The organism is Luteibacter sp. 22Crub2.1 (assembly GCF_900167995.1).
GTDB classification, from domain to species: domain Bacteria; phylum Pseudomonadota; class Gammaproteobacteria; order Xanthomonadales; family Rhodanobacteraceae; genus Luteibacter; species Luteibacter mycovicinus.
The window spans coordinates 1-19,530 of the sequence record NZ_FUYT01000015.1 but is presented as its reverse complement, the minus strand read 5'-3'; the positions used below and the strand labels follow the sequence as shown (position 1 = coordinate 19,530).

Genomic DNA, 19,530 nt, shown 5'->3' with positions numbered 1-19,530 from the left:
GACTCAGTCGCCGCTGCGCAGGAGTTCGTTGATGCCGGTCTTCGAACGGGTCTTTTCATCGACCTGCTTGACGATGATCGCCGCATACAGGCTATGGCTCCCGTCCTTCGACGGCAGACTGCCGGAGACGACGACGCTGCCCGCCGGCACGCGGCCGTAGGAAATCTCGCCCGTGGCGCGGTTGTAGATACGCGTCGACTGGCCGAGGAACACGCCCATGCCGATCACCGAGCCCTTCTCGACCACGACACCCTCGACGACTTCGGAGCGGGCACCGATGAAGCAGTTGTCTTCGATGATGGTCGGATTGGCCTGCAGTGGCTCGAGCACGCCACCGATGCCGACGCCGCCGGACAGGTGTACACCCGCCCCAATCTGCGCGCACGATCCGACCGTCGCCCACGTATCGACCATGGTGCCGGCACCGACGAAGGCGCCGATGTTGGTGTAGCTGGGCATGAGCACGACGTCTTTCGCGATGTGCGCGCCGCGACGGACCAGCGCACCGGGCACCACGCGCGCACCGAGCCGTCCGTATTCGGTGGCATCGCCATCGGTGAAACGCAACGGCACCTTGTCGAACGCGCTGGACGGACCGCCGTCGACGACGACGTTGCCGTTCATCCGGAAATACAGCAGCACGGCTTTTTTCAGCCACTGGTTGACCTTCCAGCCGCCGTTGCCGTCGGGCTCGGCGACGCGGTGCTCACCCGATTCGAGCAGATCGAGCACCTGGTTCACGGTGTCGCGGAGGCCACCCTCGATTTCGTTCTGGGTGAGGTCGGCGCGACGCTCGAAGGCGTCATCGATTACGGATTCAAGCGTCTGCATCTGCATTTACGACAGTCCTGGGGGTTTCGAAACCGATATGGCGAAGCAGGCAGGCGCGCAGGATCTCCCGGTGCTCGGAAGACAACGGCGCATTGCCGCGATCGGTAAGTTGGAAGAAATCTTCGACGCGCTCACCGAAGGTCGCGATCCGCGCATCATGCACGCGCACCTCGGCTTCGGCCAGCGCCTGCGCCACGGCGGCGAGCAGGCCGGGGCGATCGGTGCATACCAGCGCGAGCTGGGTGCGCTCGCCCGCATCGACGAACTCGATGCGTGGCGTCATCTGGAAATGGCGAAGGTGGCGGGAGATGCTCCGCTTGGGCGGCCCCTGCCCGGCAGCTTGCTCGAGCGCGTGACGCAGGCGCGCGCGCAACTCTTCCGCGCGCTGCAGCGATGCCGGCGCCTGCGAGTCCGACTCCAGCAACAGGAAGGTATCCAGCGCCATGCCCGTGTTCGACACGAGCACGCGCGCCTCGACGACCGAGAAGCGGAGACGATCGAGGACCGCGGTGACGGTGGCGAACAGGCCGTCCCTGTCGCTGGTGTAGATGAACAGCTCGGTGCTGCCGCGGACGGAGAACGGATGCACCTCGACCAGCGGCGTGGCTCCGCGCGATCGCAGGATGGCCGAGGTCTGCCAGGCGATCTGCTCCGGGCGGTGTCGCAGGAAACTGCTATCCGGGAATTCGGACCAGATCCGCGCGACCTCGTCGGCGGCGACATGTTCGCCCACCAGAATGCCCAGCGCACGCTCGCGGCACTCACGCACGCGCATGCCCGAGTGCGACGGCGGTGTGAGATCGCTGCGCAAGGCGAAACGGGTCGCCGTGTACAGGTCGGCCAGCAGGCGATCCTTCCAGGCATTCCACAGTTTCGGGCTGGTGCCGATGATGTCGGCGATGGTCAGCAGGTAAAGATGATCGAGATGCTCCCAGTCGCCGACCGTTCCCGCGAAGCGATGCACGACATCGGGATCGGTAATGTCCTGACGCTGCGCCGTCGTGCTCATCAGCAGGTGATGGCGCACCAGCCAGGCGACGAGATCGATGTCGTCGCCCGGAAGCCCGAGGCGTGCGCAGAAGGCGCGGGCGTCTTCCTCGCCGAGAACGGAGTGGTCGCCGCCGCGCCCCTTGGCGATGTCGTGGAACAAGGCCGCCAGCAACATGAGTTCAGGCTTGTCGATGTGCGGCCAGATCTCGCACGCGATCGGGAAGTCGCGGCGCGCCGCCGGATCCGCGAAGCGCGCAACGTTGCGCAGGACGCGAAGCGTGTGTTCGTCGACCGTGTACACGTGGAACAGGTCGTATTGCATGCGCCCGACCACCTTGCCGAACGCGGGAAGAATCGCCGCGAGCAGGCCATGGCGATTCATCCGCCATAGCGCCTCGACGGCCGGCGCCCCGCGCTTCAGCAGAGTGAGGAACGCTTCGAGCACCCTCGGATCATCGGCAAGCAGTTCGCCATGCGACGATACCGCGTGCTGGATACGCCGCATCGTTTCGGCGGTGAAGCCCGTGATGCCCGGCTCGTCGAGCCGCGCGATGAAAATCTCCACCAGTGCCGCCGGGCGGCGCACGAACAGCTCGGGATCGCGCACGGTGATGCGTGAACCGTAGCGCAGGTAGTCGGTGCCCACGCTCTCGGGCTCGCTCTGCGGATCCAGCATTTCCTCGAAACGTTCGACCAGCTGCGTGCCCGAGCGCTCGATCTGCGTGGCGGCGCGGTAATAGCCCTGCATGAACTGCTCGACGCCGAGGTTCTTCGCGTGCTCGTCCTCGAAGCCAAGCCGGGAAGCCAGCGCCCGCTGGTAATCGAACAGCAGGCGTTCTTCGGCACGCCCTGCCTCCAGATGCAGCGCATAGCGATAACGACGCAGGGTTTCCTCGGCACGGGTCAGCCGGGCAGCCTCCACGGGTTCCAGCAGGCCCTCGGCGACCATGGCATCGAAGTCCGGGGCGTCGGCCAGCCGACGGCCCAGCCAGCGCAAGGAGTCGAGCGTGCGCAGACCACCCGGCCCGTCCTTGAGGTTGGGCTCGAGATTCTGGGCGGTATCGTCGTAGCGGGCATGACGCGCGTCGCGCTCCGCCAGGCGCGCGGCCAGGTAGGCGCGCGGTGGCCATAGGGCGGGATCGTCGAGGATGCCGCGGAGCTCCTGGCCCAGGATCGGCCAGCCGGCCAGACGCTTCGCGTCGAGCAGGCTGGTGAAGACGCTGGCGTCCTGCGCGGCCAGTTCGCGGCATTGCGCGACCGTCCGCACGGCGTGGCCCGGCTTCAGGCCGATATCCCACAGGCAGCTGAAGAAGTTTTCCAGCGCGCGGTAGAGGGCCGGGGAGCTCTCGCCGACCAGAGCCAGAAGGTCGACGTCCGAGGCGGGAAACAGCATGCCCCGACCGAACCCGCCCACCGCGAACAGCGCGGCGGCGGCGATATCGCCCAGGCAGGCGCCCCATGCGTGGACGACCACGCGCTCCACGATCTCGGCCCGGCGACGGGCCAGCGCGGAAGCATCCTCACCGTCGTTGAAGGCGACGGTGAGCGCACGATCGACGTCGCCCATCAACTGACGGAGGGCGCGCCGCGCGTCGGGCGACACGCCCGAGCGGGGGACCACGGCGGGCAGGCGTGGAAGCGGTGGAAGCGTCACGTCGAAGCCCTCGGTGGAGTAAAACGAAAAACGTGTGTCAGGCGGCGTCCGGCCAGGGCGTCAGGATCTCGAAACCGTCGTCGGTCACGGCGATCGTGTGCTCCCACTGCGCGGACAGCGAATGATCCTTCGTGACCACGGTCCAGCCGTCCGGCAGCGACTTGGTCTGCGGTTTGCCGGCGTTGATCATCGGTTCGATGGTGAAGGTCATGCCCGGCTTCAGTTCCAGCCCGGTGCCGTTGCGGCCGTAATGCAGCACCTGCGGCTCGTCGTGATAGACCTTGCCGATGCCGTGGCCGCAGTACTCGCGGACCACCGAGAAACCGGCGGCCTCGGCGTGCTTCTGGATGGCCGCACCGACGTCGCCCAGCGTGGCGCCCGGCCTGACCGCCTCGATGCCCTTCATCATGGCCTCGAAGGTGGTATCGACCAGCCGTCTGGCCAGCACGCTGGGCGTGCCGACGAAATACATGCGGCTGGTATCGCCGTGCCAGCCATCCTTGATGACCGTGACGTCGATATTGACGATGTCGCCGTCCTTGAGGACCTTGGTTTCGGTCGGAATACCGTGGCAGATCACATGGTTGACCGAGGTGCAGACCGTTTTCGGGAAGCCCCGGTAGCCGACGTTGGCGGGGATCGCCTTCTGGACGTTCACGATGTGATCGTGGGCCAGGCGATCGAGGTGCTCGGTGGTGACACCCGGTTTCACGTGCGGCACCAGCATGGCCAGAACCTCGGCGGCCAGACGGCCCGCCTCGCGCATGCTCTGGATCTCTTCAGGGGTCTTCGGTACGACTGCCATGGCGGTTCTCTCTGTTCCTTTGCCCGCGGGTTTAGGGCCTGCCAGGAAAATGGCGGCGTCCCCGATGGAATTCCACCCCGATCTTGCGGCTGGGCGGTTCCGAAGGCTACAATTAGCGAGTTTTGCTGTCCGGCGAAGCCACTTATCCGTGGCCACGGCGGCGATACGAAGCGCGATTGTAACCGCATGGAGCCATTCTTGGCCCGGCCAAACCGTCGCATTTAACGCCACACACGCATCGGCACCGCCTTCGGGGTGCCTGGTCCGAGAGGACCGGGTCGAAGCCGGGGATGCGTGGAGGTCCCAACCCCCATAGAACCGCTCGATGCGGTTCGCCCAGGAGTAATTCCATGGCACAAGTCACCATGCGCGAGATGCTGGAAGCCGGCGTCCATTTCGGCCACCAGACCCGTTACTGGAACCCCAAGATGGCTCCGTACATCTTCGGCGCCCGCGGCAAGATCCACATCATCAACCTCGAGAAGACCCTTCCGCTCTTCACCGACGCGATGAACTTCCTCTCGGGCCTGGCCCAGAAGGGCGGCACCATCCTATTCGTCGGCACCAAGCGTTCGGCTCGTGAGTCGCTCGCCGAAGAAGCTTCGCGCGCCGGCCAGCCGTTCGTCACCGCCCGCTGGCTCGGCGGCATGCTGACCAACTTCCGCACGGTCAAGCAGTCGGTCGCCCGCCTGAAGGAACTCGAAGCCGCCGAAACCGACGGTTCGTTCGAGAAGCTGGTCAAGCACGAAGTGCTCGCCCGTCGCCGTGAGCGCGAGAAGCTGCAGAACTCGCTGGGCGGCATCAAGGACATGAACCGTCTGCCGGACGCCCTGTTCATCGTCGACATCGGTCACGAAGACATCGCCGTCCAGGAAGCCCGCAAGCTCGGCATCCCGGTCGTCGCCGTCGTCGATACCAACTACGACCCGGCCCTCGTCGACTACGCCATCCCGGGTAACGACGACGCCATCCGCGCCATCCAGCTCTACGCCCGCGCCGCTGCCGACTCCATCCTGGAAGGCAAGGCCGCCGCTCCGAACGCCGCCCGTGGCGACGCGAACGAGTTCGTCGAGATGGACGAGGAAGGCAACCCGGTCGCCAAGGACGAGGCCGCTCGCGGCGATCGTCGCGGCGCCCCGGCCAAGAAGGGTGCTCCGCGTCGCGAAGGCGGCCGTGACGGTGGTCGTGGCCGCGCGTAAGCGCCCCACCCCGTCCAGCTCTTCCGTTTCATCCGGCGCCGCGGCATGTCCGCCGCGGCGCCCATCAAAACTTTGAGGAACTACCATGGCTGAGATTTCCGCCAAGCTCGTCAATGAACTGCGTCAGCGTTCCGGCGTCGGCATGATGGAGTGCAAGAAGGCGCTCGTCGAAAACAATGGCGACATCGAAGTGGCGATGGAGTGGCTGCGCAAGAACGGCATGGCCAAGGCTGACAAGAAGGCTGACCGCGTCGCTGCCGAAGGCCTCGTCGCCATCGCGCAGAAGCCCGGCGTCGCCGCCCTGATCGAAGTCAACAGCGAAACCGACTTCTCCTCGCGCAACGAGCAGTTCATCCAGTTCACCAAGGACGTCGCCAACGCCGCCCTCGAGTCGGGCATCAACGACATCACGGCCCTCAAGGCCGCGAAGCTCGGCGACACCACGGTCGAGGAAGGCGCCAAGGCACTGACGCTCACCATCGGTGAGAAGTTCGACGTCCGTCGCATGGCCAAGATCGAGAGCACCGACACCATCGGCGCCTACTCGCACAGCGGCCGCATCGGCGTGCTGGTCAACCTGAAGGGCGGCTCGGAAGAGCTGGCCAAGGGTATCGCCATGCACGTTGCCGCGATGAACCCGAAGTTCGTCAAGGTCGAAGACGTCCCGGCCGATTTCCTCGAGAAGGAAAAGGAAATCGAGCTGTCCAAGATGACCGACAAGGACAAGGCCAAGCCGGCCGACATCCTCGACAAGATCGTCTCGGGCAAGGTCAACAAGATCCTCGCCGAAGTGACCCTCGTCGGTCAGCCGTACGTGCTGGACGGTGACGTCACGGTCGCTGAAGCCCTCAAGAAGGCCGGTGCCGAGATCATCTCGGTCCAGCGCCTGGCCGTTGGCGAAGGCATCGAGAAGGTCGTCGACGACTTCGCCGCCGAAGTCATGAAGCAGGCCGGTCTGGCGTAAGCCTCACCTCCTGGCACGACCTGAAAGAGCCGCGAGCGATCGCGGCTCTTTTTTTGTTTCCACAACCCTGAACGAACTCAGGAATGAAAACGCGAAACCCGGAAAACGTGACCTTGGCGCAGGAATTCACATAGCTGTAACAACCGACCACGCGTTAAACTACGGCCGTTTTGCCCCACACAAACTGGAGATCCCCGAATGAGCAATCCGCTGAAACACCGCCGCATCCTGCTCAAACTCTCCGGTGAAGCCCTGATGGGAACCGAGGACTACGGTATCGATCCCAAGGTGATCGGCCGCCTCGCCAAGGAGATCCTCGAAGTACGCGACGCCGGCGTACAGATCGGCGTCGTCATCGGCGGCGGCAACATCTTCCGCGGCGCCGGCCTGGCTGCCTCGGGCATGGATCGCGTCACCGGCGATCACATGGGCATGCTGGCCACTGTGATGAATGCACTCGCCATGCAGGACGCCATCGAGAAGCTGGGTGGCGAAGCCCGCACGATGAGCGCCATCAAGATCAACGAAGTCTGCGAAGACTTCATCCGTCGTCGCGCCATTCGCCACCTCGAGAAGGGCCGCGTCGCCCTGTTCGCCGCGGGTATCGGCAACCCGTTCTTTACGACGGACTCCGCGGCCGCCCTGCGCGCTGTCGAAGTCGGTGCGGACCTGTTGCTCAAGGCGACCAAGGTCGACGGCATCTACTCGGCCGATCCGAAGCGCGACCCGACCGCCGAGCGCTATGACCACCTGACCTACAACCAGGTGATCGAGCGCCGTCTCGAGGTCATGGACACCGCCGCCATCGCGCTGTGCCGCGAGAACAAGCTGCCCCTCCGCATCTACGACATGACCCAGCCGGGCAGCCTCATGCGCATCATGCAGGGCGAGCCCGTAGGCACGCTCGTCAACGCCGGCTGAATCCGCCGCTATCCGGCGCCCTGAGGGGCGCCGACGATCCTTGGCGCGCTGCGGCACGGCCGCACGCGCCCTCACTGCTATACTCGTCTGCTGACCAGTTCGACCGGAAACCAGCCCATGATCAACGACATCAAGAAAGATGCTGAGACCCGCATGGGCAAGAGCATCGACTCCCTCAAGCACGACCTCAAGACGATCCGGACCGGCCGCGCCAACGCGTCGATCCTCGACAACATCGTCGTCCCCTATTACGGCTCGCCCACTCCCCTCTCGCAGGTCGCCAACGTGAGCACGCCCGACGCGCGCTCGCTGTCGGTCAAGCCGTTCGACAAGAGCATGATCGGCCCGATCGAGAAGGCCATCATGGCTTCCGACCTCGGCATCACGCCGACGACGATGGGCATGGACATCCGCCTCAACTTCCCGCCGCCGACCGAGGAGCGCCGTAAGGAGCTCGCCAAGAGCGTCGCGAAGGAAGGCGAAGCCGCCAAGATCGCCATCCGCAACGTGCGCCGCGACGCCGTGCAGCATGTCGGCAAGCTGCTCAAGGACAAGGAAATCACGGAAGACGACCAGAAGCGTGCGGACGACGACATCCAGAAGCTGACGGACAAGTTCGTCAAGGAAGTCGACGACGTCGTCAAGGAAAAGGAAAAGGAGCTGATGGCGCTCTGACGCGCCATCGGACCGCATCCATGACCGCGAGGCCCGACGAAGGCAGGGTTCCCCGCCATCTCGCCATCGTGATGGATGGCAACGGGCGCTGGGCCAAACAGCGCCTTCGCCCGCGCACGTTCGGCCACCACGCCGGGCAGAAAGCCGTGCGCAAGGCCGTCGAGTTCTGCCTCCAGCGCGGCATCGCCTCGCTCACCCTGTTCGCCTTCTCCAGCGAAAACTGGAATCGCCCCGCCACCGAGGTGTCGGCGCTGATGGAGCTCTTCCTGAAGGCGATCGACAAGGAAGTGGACGAGCTGCATGGCCACGGGGTCCGCATCAGCTTCGTCGGCGACCTGGACGGTTTCGCGCCGGAACTCCGCCAGCGGATGCTCGACGCCATGGAGCGGACTGGCGGCAACCAGGCGCTCAACCTGAACATCGCCGTCAACTACGGCGGCCGCTGGGATATCGCCAACGCCGCGCGACTGGCCGCCGAAGCGGCAAGCCATGGCGAGTTCGCCCCCGGCGACATCGATGAGACACGCCTCGCCACGTACACCTGTCTCGCCGATCAGCCGCCGCTGGATCTGTTCATCCGCACCGGCGGCGAACGTCGCGTCAGCAATTTCCTGCTCTGGCAGATCGCCTACGCCGAGCTCTATTTCACAGACACCCTGTGGCCCGACGTCGACCAGGCCTGCCTCGCCGAGGCTCTCGACGACTATGCCCGCCGGGAGCGCCGATATGGCCGCACCGGCGAACAGGTCGCCCAAGGCTGACGCCGGACCGCCATGCTGAAACAACGCATCACCACCGCCCTGATCCTGCTTCCACTGGTTCTTGCGCTGATCCTCCTGCCGCCCACCGTGTACTTCGCCGCGGTGATCGCGCTGGTGTTCGTCGGTGCCGCGTGGGAGTGGAGCCTTCTGGCGGGCTGCCGCACCGCCGTCGGCCGTGGCATCGTCGTGGCGGGTGCCGCCGCGCTGCTGCTCGCCGTTCTGCTCATCGCCACGCCGGGCCTGCTCACCGTACTGACTCTCATGGGCGTGGCCTGGTGGATCGGCTGCTGCTTCTGGTTGCGACACTTCACCTTCGCCGCGGCGCCCAACGCCGAGAACCGCCTGCTGAAGATCGGCACGGGCGTCCTGGTCATCGTGCCGACCTTCGCCGCCGCCATGGCCCTGCACGGCAGCGACCGTGGCCACTGGTGGACCCTGCTTTCCCTCATGATCGTCTGGGCCGCCGACACCGGCGCCTATTTCAGCGGCCGCCAGTTCGGCCGCCGCAAGCTCGCTCCACGTATCAGCCCGGGGAAGACCTGGGCGGGCGTCTATGGCGCCGTGCTCGGTGGCGCCCTGGTCGCCGTGCTCGGCGGCTGGATGCTTGGCGTGAGTGACGCCGCCCACCTGATCGGGCTGGGCGTGCTGGGCGTGCTGACCGTCGCGATCGCCGTCGTCGGGGATCTTTTCGAGAGCCTCATGAAGCGCCACGCCGAGGTCAAGGATTCGGGCAACCTCTTCCCGGGCCACGGCGGACTGCTGGACCGCCTCGACAGCGTCTTCGCCGCCCTGCCGATCTTCGTGGCGGGCAAGATGCTGCTGGGCCTGTAGGCCATGGCTATCCGCAACGTCGCCGTCCTCGGTGCCACGGGCTCGATCGGGGGCAGCACGCTCGACGTCATCGCACGGCACCCGGATCGCTTCCGCGCCACCGTCCTCGTCGCCAACCGGGGCACCGAAGCGCTGGCCGCCCTCTGCGCACGCTTCCGTCCCGACCTCGCCATCGTCGCGGACCCTTCGATGGAAGCGGACCTCGCCCGTCGCCTCGCGGCGCTTGGCGTCCGCTGCGACGTCGCATCCGGCGCCGACGCGGTCAGCGCGGCGGCCGCGGGGCCGCTCTGCGACACGGTCGTGGCCGCCATCGTCGGTGCCGCGGGACTCGACTCGACGCTGGCCGCCGCACGTGCGGGCAAACGCCTGCTCCTGGCCAACAAGGAATCGATCGTCATGGGCGGCGCCCTGCTGCTCGAAGCGCTGCGCGCCGGTGGCGGCGATCTGATTCCGGTCGACTCCGAGCACAACGCCATTTTCCAGTGCCTGCCCGGCGGCCGGCCTGAACTGGCACGCGCCGGCGTGCGCCGGCTGGTGCTCACCGCCTCGGGCGGCCCGTTCCGCGGCCGCACCCGGGCGGAACTGGGCGGCATCACGCCCGATGAAGCCTGTGCGCACCCCAAGTGGTCGATGGGCCGGAAGATCTCGGTCGACTCCGCCACCCTGATGAACAAGGGCCTGGAGGTGATCGAGGCGCATCATCTGTTCGGCGCACCCGCGGACGCCATCGACGTGGTGGTGCATCCGCAGAGCCTGGTTCACTCGATGGTCGACTACGTCGACGGGTCGATGCTCGCCCAGCTGGGCAACCCCGACATGCGCACGGCCATCGCCTGCGCCCTCGCCTATCCGGAGCGGATCGAGGCCGGCGTCGCACCGCTCGATCTCGCCGCCCATGCCCGTCTCGACTTCGAAAAACCCGACACGGACACCTTCCGCTGCCTGGCCCTGGCCTTCGACGCCCTCCGGGCCGGAGGCGACGCCACCGCCATCCTCAATGCCGCCAACGAGGTCGCGGTAGACGCGTTCCTGGCCGGAACGCTGCCCTTCCTCGGTATTTCCGAGGTGGTCGAACGCGTTCTTGAGGAACTGCCGGCCAAACCCGTGGTCGATGTCCAGACGCTTGTGGAGCGTGATGGGGAAGCTCGCCGGGCGGCACGGGGCGTGCTCCACCGCGCTTACTGCTAAACTCGCTCCACTCCAACGTTTTTTATCTTCGAGACCCTCTTTTCCTGATGAGCCCCTTCCTCGGTTCCGTGTTCTGGCTGCTGGTCACGCTTGGCGTGCTGGTGACCTTCCACGAATTCGGCCACTACTGGGTCGCACGCCGCTGTGGCGTTCGCGTGCTCCGCTTTTCCGTGGGCTTCGGCCGGCCGCTGTGGCGTCGCGTCGCGAAAGACGGCACCGAATACCAGGTTGCCGCCATTCCGCTCGGCGGCTACGTCAAGATGCTCGATGCCCGCGAGGGTGACGTCGATCCGGCCTGGCGCGACCAGGAGTTCACGGGCAAGTCCGTGTGGAAACGCATCGCCATCGTCGCCGCCGGTCCGGCATTCAATCTGATTTTCACCATCGCCGCCTTCTGGGCGATGTATATGATCGGCAAGCCCGACTTCGCTCCCATCGTGGCCGCCGAGAAGGGCAGCATCGCCGAACAGGCCGGCATTCGCCCCGGCGATCGCCTTCTCGCCGTCAACGGCGAGGCCGTCGGCACCTGGAGCGACGCGCTGAACGGCGTGGTCAACGGCCTGCTCGGCAACGAACCACTGCCTGTCCACGTGAAGGGCACCGACGGCTCGCAGCGCGACGTCGTCCTGCCGATCCAGAAACTCGCCGACAGCGACGACATCGGCAAGCGCCTGACCCAGCTTGGCCTCGGCCTGCAGGCGCCGCCCGTGGTCGGCCAGGTGGTTCCGGGCGATCCGGCCTCCGCCGCCGGCATTCATAGCGGCGACCGCATCGTCAGCGTCAACGGCAAGCCGGTCGCCGACTTCTCCGACTTCACCACGCTGGTCCCCGAGCAGGCCGCCATCTCGCCGAAGCTGGCCATCGGTATCGTGCGCGACGGCCAGGCGAAGACGTTCGACGTCACCGCACGCATGCGCTCCGAACAGGGCCAGCCCAGCCGCTGGCTGATCGGCGTCAGCAGCCAGGCCATGGAAGCCGCCACGCTCCGCTACGGCCCCGTACGGGCTTTCAGCGAGTCGCTCCGGGCAACCTGGGCGGGCACCACCTCCACCTTCAACCTGATCGGCAAGATGTTGTCGGGTCAGGCGTCCACCAAGAACCTGTCCGGCGTCATCGGCATCGCGCAGGTCGCCAACGATTCCGCCAACCGCGGCCTGGGCTGGTTCCTCAGCTTCCTGGCCCTGGTCTCGCTGAGTCTTGCGATCTTGAACCTCCTGCCCATCCCGGTCTTGGACGGTGGACACCTGCTGTATTACCTTATCGAGTTGGTCAAAGGCAGCCCGGTCAGCGAGCGCACCATGATCGCTGGCCAGTACGTAGGCATCGCCCTGTTGTTCACCATGATGGGGCTGGCGTTCTTCAACGACATCCAGCGACTGCTTGTTTCTTGACACATCCGTATCACCCAGGCCCCGGACGCTCCCGCGCCCGTAGCCGAACGACGCCGGGCACGAGTCCGGCGCGTGCTCCTCTTCGGTCACCGGCCTCGTCCGCCGGCGACTGGAATTAACCCAACGGAATCGACGATGAAGCGTATCGCCGCCCTGATCTTGCTCGCCTCCCTGTCCGCCAATGCGCTTGCCGCTTTCGAGCCGTTCGTCGTTTCCGACATTCGTATCGATGGCCTTACGCGTATCGCGCAAGGCACGGTGCTGAGCTACCTGCCGATCGAAAAGGGTGAAACCCTTAGCGACGACAAGGCCCAGGCCGCCATCCGCGCCCTGTACCAGACCAAATTCTTCAGCGACGTCGAACTCGACCGCCAGGGCGACATCCTGGTGATCAAGGTCGTCGAACGCCCGGCTATCGCCAAGCTCACGCTGCGCGGTAACAAGGACATCAAGGAAGACGACCTGCGCAAGGGTCTGAAGGAGATCGGCCTGGCCGAAGGCGAGACCTTCGACCGCCTGTCGCTCGACCGTGTCCAGCAGGAACTCATCCGTCAGTACTACAACCGCGGCAAGTACAACGTGTCGGTCGATCCGCACGTGACCCAGCTCGACCGCAACCGCGTGGCGATCGACATCGAAATCCGCGAAGGCAAGGCGGCGAAGATCAAGGAGATCAACGTCGTCGGCAACAAGGCCTTCACCGATAAGGCCATCCGCGAAGGTTTCGAGTCCAACACCAGCAACTGGCTGTCCTGGTACTCCAAGGACGACCAGTACTCGCGCGAAAAGCTCTCCGGCGATCTGGAGAAGCTCAGCAACTACTACATGAATCGCGGTTACGCCGACTTCGGTATCGATTCGACCCAGGTCGCGATCAGCCCCGACAAGCGCGCGATGTACGTCGATGCGTCGGTGAAGGAAGGCGAGGTCTATACCGTCTCCGACGTGAAGCTCCTCGGCGAACTGATCCTTCCGGAAGAAACCCTGCGCAAGCTGGTCTTCATCAAGAAGGGCGACACCTTCAACCGCGGCGCGATCGAAGCCAGCGATGACGCCATCAAGGGCATCCTCGCGAACATCGGTTACGCGTTCGCCAAGGTCACCCCGATTCCCAAGCTCGACAAGGACAAGCGCACCGCCGACCTCACGCTCTTCATCGAGCCGGGCAAGCGCGTGTACGTCCGCCGCGTGGTCTTCCAGGGCAACACCCGCACGGAAGACGAGGTCCTGCGTCGTGAAATGCGTCAGCTCGAAGGCGCGTGGTATTCGCAGGGCGCCATCGATCGTTCGAAGACCCGTCTGCAGCGCCTCGGCTACTTCAAGACCGTCGACATCGACAAGGCACTCGTGCCGGGCACCGTCGATCAGGTCGATCTGACCGCCAAGGTCGAGGAGCAGTCCGCCGGCTCGCTGATGTTCGGCGTCGGTTACTCGCAGTACTCGGGCATCATCCTCTCGGCCTCCGTGTCGCAGAACAACTTCCTGGGCACCGGCGACCGCTTCTCGATCGGCGCGGAAACCAGCACGTACTACAAGCGCGTCAACGCCAGCTACACCAATCCGTACCTCACGGATTCCGGCATCCAGCTCGGCTACAACCTCGGTTACAGCAAGCTGGATTACGGCGATACCGATCTGGCGAACTACACGTACAGCACCAAGTCGTTCGAAACGACCCTGTCGTTCCCGATCACCGACTTCGACTCCGTGTCGACGAGCCTGGGTGTCAGTTCCAACCTGATCAACACGTCGTATTACACGCCGGAAGCGCTGGTCGGCTACCAGAACGCGCTGGGCAACAAGACGATCCATTCGTGGACGTCCAGCCTCGGCTACACGCATGACACGCGTAACAGCTACTGGGCTCCGACCCGCGGCGGCCAGCTGACGGCCTCGGTGTCCGGCGCGCTGCCGGGTTCGACCGTGCAGTACTACAAGCTGTTCGGCGAAGCCAACCACTACTGGCCGATCGGTAAGGGCTTCGTGCTCTACCTCGACGGTCAGGTCGGTTACGGCAAGACCTACGGCACGACCTACAGCAACACGTCGTACCAGATGAATGCCGACGGCACCATCGCGAAGGATGCCAGCGGCAACCCGATCGTCGAGTACCAGAAGGGCGACAAGGTGGCGTTCCCGTTCTGGGAGAACTACTACGCCGGCGGTGTGCGTGACGTCCGCGGCTTCCAGGACAACACCCTGGGTCCCCGCCTGTGCGACGGCGGGAGCACCTCCTCCACGCCGGACAGCAAGGGCAAGTGCACGGGCGGCTATTACAGCTACGGCCAGCCGGTCGGTGGCGCGTTCAAGGTGCTCGGCACGGCGCAGATGTTCCTGCCGCTGCCGTTCCTCAAGGACGTGAACACCGCCCGCGTCTCCTGGTTCGTCGACGTCGGTAACGTCTACAAGGACTACGGCTCGTTCGACGCCAGCGAGCTGCGCGCCTCGACCGGTCTGTCCCTGCAGTGGCAGGCGCCGATCGGCCCGCTGATCATCAACTTCGCCGTGCCGTTCCGTAAGAAGGACGCCGACAACCGCTTCGTCGAACGCATCCAGTTCACGTTCGGCAACACGTTCTAAGCGACACCGCAGGACCGCGCCCCGCGCGCGAAAAGCCAACGAAGCGGCATCGCCGTTTCGTACGATAATAAGAGGGGTGGCCGGTGCAAACCCGGCCACCCCTTTTCTTTGGGAGCCCCCCGTGAGCGGAAATCCGCAGTACACCCTGGCCGAGCTGGCCGAGCGCTTCGGCCTCGAGGCCCACGGCGATCCGACCACGACGGTCGACGGCGTCGGCACGCTGGCCGCGGCTACGGCCAGCCAGTTCACCTTCCTGTCCAACCCGAAATACACCTCGCAGCTGGCCGAATCGCAGGCCGGCATCGTCGTGCTCGGCGCGGATCAGCTGCCACTGCGCAACGGTGCCGCGCTCGTCGCGAAAGACCCCTACGTGGCCTATGCGAAGATCGCCGCCCTCTTCGAAAAACACCCGGCGTCACCGCGCGGCATTCACCCCAGCGCGGTGGTGGCACCGTCCGCCCGCGTTCACCCCACCGCATCGGTGGGTCCGTGCTGCGTGGTCGAGGACAACGCCGTCATCGAGGAGAACGCGATCCTGGGCCCGCATTGCACGATCGGGCCGGGCTGCGTGGTCGGCGCGGGTTCGCGCCTCGTCGCCCGGGTCACCCTGGTGATCCGCGTGACCCTGGGCAGGCGCGTCCTGATCCACCCGGGCGCGGTGATCGGCTCCGACGGCTTCGGCCTGGCCTTCGACCGCGACCACTGGATCAAGCTTCCCCAGCTCGGCGGGGTCCGGATCGGGGACGACTGCGAGATCGGCAGCAACACCACGATCGATCGCGGCGCGCTGGAAGATACGGTGCTGGAGGAGGATGTCCGCCTCGACAACCAGATCCAGATCGCCCATAACGTGCATATCGGTGCCCACACGGCCATGGCCGGGTGCTCGGCGGTCGCCGGCAGCGCGAAGATCGGCCGTTACTGCCTGATCGGCGGTAACGCGGGGGTGCTGGGCCACCTCGAACTGGCCGACCGGGTTACCATCACGGCGAAGAGCCTGGTCACGTCATCGATCAGGGAAGCCGGCGAGTACTCCTCCGGCACCCCGCTGCAGGAAAACCGCCAATGGCGGCGGAACGCGGCGCGCATGAAACATCTCGACGAATACGTGCGCCGCATCGCGGCGCTGGAAAAGGAAAAAGGGCAATGACCGAATCGAAAGCCGCCGTGACGCTCCCCGTCGACGTGGAGCAGATCCAGCGACTCCTGCCGCATCGCTATCCGTTTCTGCTGGTCGATCGCGTCATCGAGATCGAGCCGGGCAAGTCGATCGTGGCGATCAAGAACGTCTCGATCAACGAGCCGTTCTTTCAGGGTCATTTCCCGGGTCATCCGGTCATGCCCGGCGTCCTGATCGTCGAGGCCCTGGCACAGACCGCCGGCCTGCTGACGCAGATCACCAGCCAGATGGATGGCCAGAGCGGCAGCCCGTTGTTCTACCTGGTCAAGGTGGACAACGCGCGCTTCTCCGCCGTGGTCGCCCCGGGCGACCAGCTGCGTATGGAAGTCTCGCTGAAGCGCCTCATCCGCGGCATGGGCCTGTTCGAAGCCAGGGCCCTCGTCGATGGCAAGGTCGTCGCCTGCTGCGAGCTGATGTGCGCAGCGAGGAACGACAAATGATTCATCCCTCCGCGCAGATCGATCCGTCGGCGCGCATCGCGGATAACGTCAGCATCGGTGCGTTCAGCGTGATCGGTGCGGACGTCGTCGTCGGCGAGGGAACCACCATCGGTCCTCACGTGGTGATCGAAGGCCCCACCGTCATCGGTCGCGACAACCGCATCTCGCAGTTCGCCTCCATCGGCGGCGCACCGCAGGACAAGAAGTGGCAGGGTGAGCGCACCGAGGTCATCATCGGCGACCGCAACCTCATCCGCGAATTCGTCACGATCAACCGCGGTACCGGCGACGGTGGCGGCATCACGCGCATCGGTAACGACAACTGGCTGCTCGCCTACGTGCACATCGCGCACGATTGCCAGGTCGGCAATCACGTGGTGTTTTCCAACTATTCGGCGCTGGCCGGACATGCGGAAATCGGCGACTGGACCATCATGTCGGGCTATTCGGGCGTGCACCAGTTCTGCAAGGTGGGCGCGCACGCGTTCATCGGGATGGGCTGCCTCGTAGGCTCGGACGTTCCGCCGTTCGTCATGATGGCCAACGAGACCCGTGGCCGTCCGCGCGGCATCAACAGCGAAGGCCTCAAGCGTCGTGGCTTCGACACGGCCCGCATCGCCGCCATCAAGCGCGCCTACCGCACGCTGTACATGGCCGGCCTGCCTCTGGCCGAAGCGCGTGAGCAGTTGCTCTCGCAAGCCGAGAACAGCGAAGACGTCCGCCAGATGCTCGAGTTCCTGGATCGCAGCGAGCGCTCGCTCGCCCGGTAATGCCCGTCGGCGCCAGGGGGCGCCGACACTTCGCCAGGCCGGCACGCCGGTCGAGGGAGACCCGTACACCATGCAGCACACCCCCTCCTCCACCGACGCCCCGGTCATCGCGCTCATCGCGGGCGAAGACTCCGGCGACCAGCTCGGTGCCGAGCTCATCGAGGCGCTTCGTACGCGCTATCCCGGTGCCCGCTTCGTCGGCATCGGCGGCCGGCGCATGCTCGCCCAGGGTTTCGAGTCCTGGTACGACATCCGCGAACTCTCCGTCATGGGCTTTGCCGAGGTAGTGAAACACCTGCCCCGCCTGCTCGGCCTTCGCAAGGCGCTGCTCGGTAAACTCCTTTCCCTGCGTCCCGCTGTCGTCGTCGGCATCGACGCGCCGGACTTCAATCTTGGGGTGGAGCGCAAGCTCAAGGCGGCCGGTCTGCGCACCGTGCATTACGTCAGCCCTTCGGTCTGGGCCTGGCGCGAAAAGCGTGCCGAGAAAATCGGTCGCTCCGCCGACCGCGTGCTCTGCCTGTTCCCCATGGAGCCGCCGATCTATGCGAAGCATGGCATCGACGCGCGCTTCGTGGGCCATCCGCTGGCCGATCGCTTCCCGATGGTTTCCGACCGTGCCGCTGCCCGCGAGACGCTGGGTCTGCCACACGACGCCCCGGTGCTTGCCGTGCTTCCGGGAAGTCGCCCCAGCGAGATCGAACGCGTCGGCGCGATCTTCATCGCGGCCGCGCGCCGTGTCGCCGAAGCCATGCCAGCTGTGCGGATCGTCGTGCCGTCGGCCAACGAGCGCGTCCACGCGCAGCTGCAAGCCCTGCTCGCGAACTTCCCGGGTACCCCACCGATACTCACCGATGGCCAGGCACACGACGTCATGCTGGCCGCGGACGCGGTCCTGCTGGCCTCCGGCACGGCCACGCTCGAAGCGATGCTGGCAAAACGCCCGATGGTGGTCGGCTACCGCGTCTCGCCCACCAGCTACCGGATCGCCGTCGCGCTGCGCATGCTGAAAACGGACGTCTACAGCCTGCCCAACATTCTTGCGCGAGCCTGTGGCCTCGGCAAACGCCTGCTGGTCCCCGAGTTCATGCAGGATGAGTGCACCCCCGACAACCTGTCCCGCGCGACGCTGGAGCTCCTCGGCGACAGCGAACGCCGCGGCGCCATCGTCGCCGCGTTCGAGTTCCTGCACCAGGAACTGCGCGGCGGCCTCGAAGGCCGCGCCGCCGATCATGCGGCGGACGCCATTGCCGACCTGATCGCGGTACCGGACTTGCCGACGGCCAGCGCCGGACACTAGGCTTCGCATCATGCCCCGCAAGCGCAACGTCAGCTCCCAGCTCGCCCGCGACCTCGTCGTTGCGGGCGTGGACGAGGCCGGCCGCGGTCCGCTGGCCGGGCCGGTCGTCGTATCCGCCGTCATCCTGGATCCGGCCCGCCCGATCCGTGGCCTCAACGACTCCAAGCAGCTGAACGAGGACGTCCGCGAGAAGCTCTACGGGCGCATCATCGAACGCGCGATCGCCTGGTCCGTGATCTTCGTCGAGCGCGAGGAAATCGACCGGATCAACATTTTCCAGGCGACGATGGTCGGCATGACGCGTTCCCTGATGGGCTTGTCGCACACTCCCCACATCGCGCTGATCGACGGCAACCGCCTGCCGCGCACCCTGCCCTGCGAAGGCCGCGCGGTCATCGGCGGCGACGCCACCGAGCCGGCCATCAGCGCCGCCTCGATCCTGGCCAAGGTCAGCCGCGACCGGCACATGCATGCGCTGGATGCGATGCATCCTGGCTATGGCTTTGCGAAGCACAAGGGTTACGGCGTACCCGAGCATCTCGATGCGCTTTCCCGTCTGGGGCCGTGCGATGCCCATCGCCGCAGTTTTGCGCCGGTGAAGCGGTGGTTCGAGCCTGAGGTCCAGCCGATCGCCGATTTGTTCGCCGTTGCTGGGTAGGCTGTCGGGCGGCTCGGCTTCGCCATCGCGTTTGGCTTTGTCGCGGCGTGCGGTGTGTTCGGGAAGAGCCGGCGGGTGCCACCCTCGCGTCCACGCCTGCGGCGACCCCTCAATGAAAGGCCGCTACCGCGGCCGTGTATCAATGGCCTTCGGCCGGGTCGGGCTCCAACTGGGGGTTTTCGAGTCGGCTGTCCCTGCCTCCCCGAAAACGGCCGGTCATCCCTGACCGGCCCCACTCTCGCGGCCTCTTCCAGTCGGAGCCCTCGCCTGCGGCTACCGGACGCGAGGGTGGCACCCGCCGGCTCTTTGGGGGACTGAGGCATCGTGCGGCCGAGCCGCGGCTCGCTTCGTGGCTGGGACCGCTCGCCTGCCTGTTTCGGATGGCCTCGTTCGCC

General features: G+C 65.9%; 17 protein-coding genes. 14 read left to right on the top strand and 3 right to left on the bottom strand.

Going from position 1 to position 19,530, the window contains the following annotated elements; all coding sequences use genetic code 11:
- Nucleotides 1-3: 3 nt before the first annotated feature.
- The 3 genes from dapD to map form a co-directional block, all read right to left on the bottom strand.
- Nucleotides 4-831: a 2,3,4,5-tetrahydropyridine-2,6-dicarboxylate N-succinyltransferase gene (dapD, locus tag B5X73_RS15820; RefSeq protein WP_079522578.1), complete on the bottom strand. Its 828-nt coding sequence runs from the start codon at nt 829-831 to the stop codon at nt 4-6.
- Nucleotides 818-3,388, bottom strand: a complete 2,571-nt coding sequence (gene glnD / locus B5X73_RS15815; protein WP_079522577.1) for a [protein-PII] uridylyltransferase — start codon at nt 3,386-3,388, stop codon at nt 818-820. Before glnD ends, dapD begins: the two co-directional genes overlap by 14 nt.
- 124 nt (nt 3,389-3,512) lie before the next feature.
- Nucleotides 3,513-4,280, bottom strand: coding sequence for a type I methionyl aminopeptidase (map, locus tag B5X73_RS15810; protein ID WP_036111076.1), 768 nt, complete (start codon nt 4,278-4,280; stop codon nt 3,513-3,515).
- Nucleotides 4,281-4,630: 350 nt separating this feature from the next.
- Here map and rpsB point away from each other — a divergent pair, with 350 nt between their 5' ends.
- From rpsB to rnhB, 14 genes are all read left to right on the top strand, one after another.
- Nucleotides 4,631-5,479, top strand: a complete 849-nt coding sequence (rpsB, locus tag B5X73_RS15805) for a 30S ribosomal protein S2 (RefSeq protein ID WP_036111073.1) — start codon at nt 4,631-4,633, stop codon at nt 5,477-5,479.
- Nucleotides 5,480-5,564: 85 nt separating this feature from the next.
- Complete coding sequence (gene tsf / locus B5X73_RS15800; RefSeq protein ID WP_079522505.1) at nt 5,565-6,443, top strand: translation elongation factor Ts; 879 nt, start codon at nt 5,565-5,567, stop codon at nt 6,441-6,443.
- 198 nt (nt 6,444-6,641) lie between these two features.
- Complete coding sequence (pyrH, locus tag B5X73_RS15795; RefSeq protein ID WP_036111068.1) at nt 6,642-7,364, top strand: UMP kinase; 723 nt, start codon at nt 6,642-6,644, stop codon at nt 7,362-7,364.
- Nucleotides 7,365-7,481: 117 nt separating this feature from the next.
- Nucleotides 7,482-8,039 carry a ribosome recycling factor gene (frr, locus tag B5X73_RS15790; protein ID WP_036111065.1) on the top strand — a complete coding sequence of 186 codons (558 nt, stop codon included), beginning with the start codon at nt 7,482-7,484 and terminating at the stop codon, nt 8,037-8,039.
- A gap of 20 nt (nt 8,040-8,059) precedes the next feature.
- Complete coding sequence (uppS, locus tag B5X73_RS15785) at nt 8,060-8,800, top strand: polyprenyl diphosphate synthase (RefSeq protein ID WP_079522504.1); 741 nt, start codon at nt 8,060-8,062, stop codon at nt 8,798-8,800.
- A 12-nt stretch (nt 8,801-8,812) separates the two neighbouring features.
- On the top strand, nt 8,813-9,631 hold the full coding sequence (locus B5X73_RS15780; RefSeq protein WP_079522503.1) for a phosphatidate cytidylyltransferase: 819 nt from the start codon (nt 8,813-8,815) through the stop codon (nt 9,629-9,631).
- A gap of 9 nt (nt 9,632-9,640) precedes the next feature.
- A complete protein-coding gene (locus B5X73_RS15775; protein WP_079522576.1) occupies nt 9,641-10,819 on the top strand; it encodes a 1-deoxy-D-xylulose-5-phosphate reductoisomerase in 1,179 nt (392 codons plus the stop codon).
- Between the two features lie 47 nt (nt 10,820-10,866).
- Nucleotides 10,867-12,210, top strand: coding sequence for an RIP metalloprotease RseP (gene rseP / locus B5X73_RS15770; protein ID WP_043695397.1), 1,344 nt, complete (start codon nt 10,867-10,869; stop codon nt 12,208-12,210).
- A 135-nt stretch (nt 12,211-12,345) separates the two neighbouring features.
- Nucleotides 12,346-14,790: an outer membrane protein assembly factor BamA gene (bamA, locus tag B5X73_RS15765; protein ID WP_036111052.1), complete on the top strand. Its 2,445-nt coding sequence runs from the start codon at nt 12,346-12,348 to the stop codon at nt 14,788-14,790.
- Between the two features lie 121 nt (nt 14,791-14,911).
- Entirely contained in the window at nt 14,912-15,940 is a 1,029-nt protein-coding gene (lpxD, locus tag B5X73_RS15760) for a UDP-3-O-(3-hydroxymyristoyl)glucosamine N-acyltransferase (RefSeq protein WP_036111050.1), read from the top strand.
- Nucleotides 15,937-16,410 (top strand): 3-hydroxyacyl-ACP dehydratase FabZ, encoded by a 474-nt coding sequence (fabZ, locus tag B5X73_RS15755; protein WP_036111046.1) that lies wholly within the window; start codon nt 15,937-15,939, stop codon nt 16,408-16,410. The genes lpxD and fabZ overlap by 4 nt, the downstream gene beginning before the upstream one ends.
- On the top strand, nt 16,407-17,180 hold the full coding sequence (gene lpxA / locus B5X73_RS15750) for an acyl-ACP--UDP-N-acetylglucosamine O-acyltransferase (RefSeq protein WP_036111044.1): 774 nt from the start codon (nt 16,407-16,409) through the stop codon (nt 17,178-17,180). The genes fabZ and lpxA overlap by 4 nt, the downstream gene beginning before the upstream one ends.
- A 70-nt stretch (nt 17,181-17,250) precedes the next feature.
- A complete protein-coding gene (lpxB, locus tag B5X73_RS15745) occupies nt 17,251-18,477 on the top strand; it encodes a lipid-A-disaccharide synthase (RefSeq protein ID WP_043695400.1) in 1,227 nt (408 codons plus the stop codon).
- 10 nt (nt 18,478-18,487) lie between these two features.
- Nucleotides 18,488-19,135 carry a ribonuclease HII gene (gene rnhB / locus B5X73_RS15740; RefSeq protein ID WP_051943363.1) on the top strand — a complete coding sequence of 216 codons (648 nt, stop codon included), beginning with the start codon at nt 18,488-18,490 and terminating at the stop codon, nt 19,133-19,135.
- Nucleotides 19,136-19,530: the final 395 nt, after the last annotated feature.

Excerpts from the sequence above, each read along its gene's own strand:
- dapD (WP_079522578.1), bottom strand. The coding sequence starts at position 831 with ATGCAGACGCTTGAATCCGTAATCGATGACGCCTTCGAGCGTCGCGCC.
- glnD (WP_079522577.1), bottom strand. The coding sequence starts at position 3,388 with ATGGGCGACGTCGATCGTGCGCTCACCGTCGCCTTCAACGACGGTGAG.
- map (WP_036111076.1), bottom strand. The coding sequence starts at position 4,280 with ATGGCAGTCGTACCGAAGACCCCTGAAGAGATCCAGAGCATGCGCGAG.
- rpsB (WP_036111073.1), top strand. The coding sequence starts at position 4,631 with ATGGCACAAGTCACCATGCGCGAGATGCTGGAAGCCGGCGTCCATTTC.
- tsf (WP_079522505.1), top strand. The coding sequence starts at position 5,565 with ATGGCTGAGATTTCCGCCAAGCTCGTCAATGAACTGCGTCAGCGTTCC.
- pyrH (WP_036111068.1), top strand. The coding sequence starts at position 6,642 with ATGAGCAATCCGCTGAAACACCGCCGCATCCTGCTCAAACTCTCCGGT.
- frr (WP_036111065.1), top strand. The coding sequence starts at position 7,482 with ATGATCAACGACATCAAGAAAGATGCTGAGACCCGCATGGGCAAGAGC.
- uppS (WP_079522504.1), top strand. The coding sequence starts at position 8,060 with ATGACCGCGAGGCCCGACGAAGGCAGGGTTCCCCGCCATCTCGCCATC.
- B5X73_RS15780 (WP_079522503.1), top strand. The coding sequence starts at position 8,813 with ATGCTGAAACAACGCATCACCACCGCCCTGATCCTGCTTCCACTGGTT.
- rseP (WP_043695397.1), top strand. The coding sequence starts at position 10,867 with ATGAGCCCCTTCCTCGGTTCCGTGTTCTGGCTGCTGGTCACGCTTGGC.
- bamA (WP_036111052.1), top strand. The coding sequence starts at position 12,346 with ATGAAGCGTATCGCCGCCCTGATCTTGCTCGCCTCCCTGTCCGCCAAT.
- fabZ (WP_036111046.1), top strand. The coding sequence starts at position 15,937 with ATGACCGAATCGAAAGCCGCCGTGACGCTCCCCGTCGACGTGGAGCAG.
- lpxA (WP_036111044.1), top strand. The coding sequence starts at position 16,407 with ATGATTCATCCCTCCGCGCAGATCGATCCGTCGGCGCGCATCGCGGAT.
- lpxB (WP_043695400.1), top strand. The coding sequence starts at position 17,251 with ATGCAGCACACCCCCTCCTCCACCGACGCCCCGGTCATCGCGCTCATC.
- rnhB (WP_051943363.1), top strand. The coding sequence starts at position 18,488 with ATGCCCCGCAAGCGCAACGTCAGCTCCCAGCTCGCCCGCGACCTCGTC.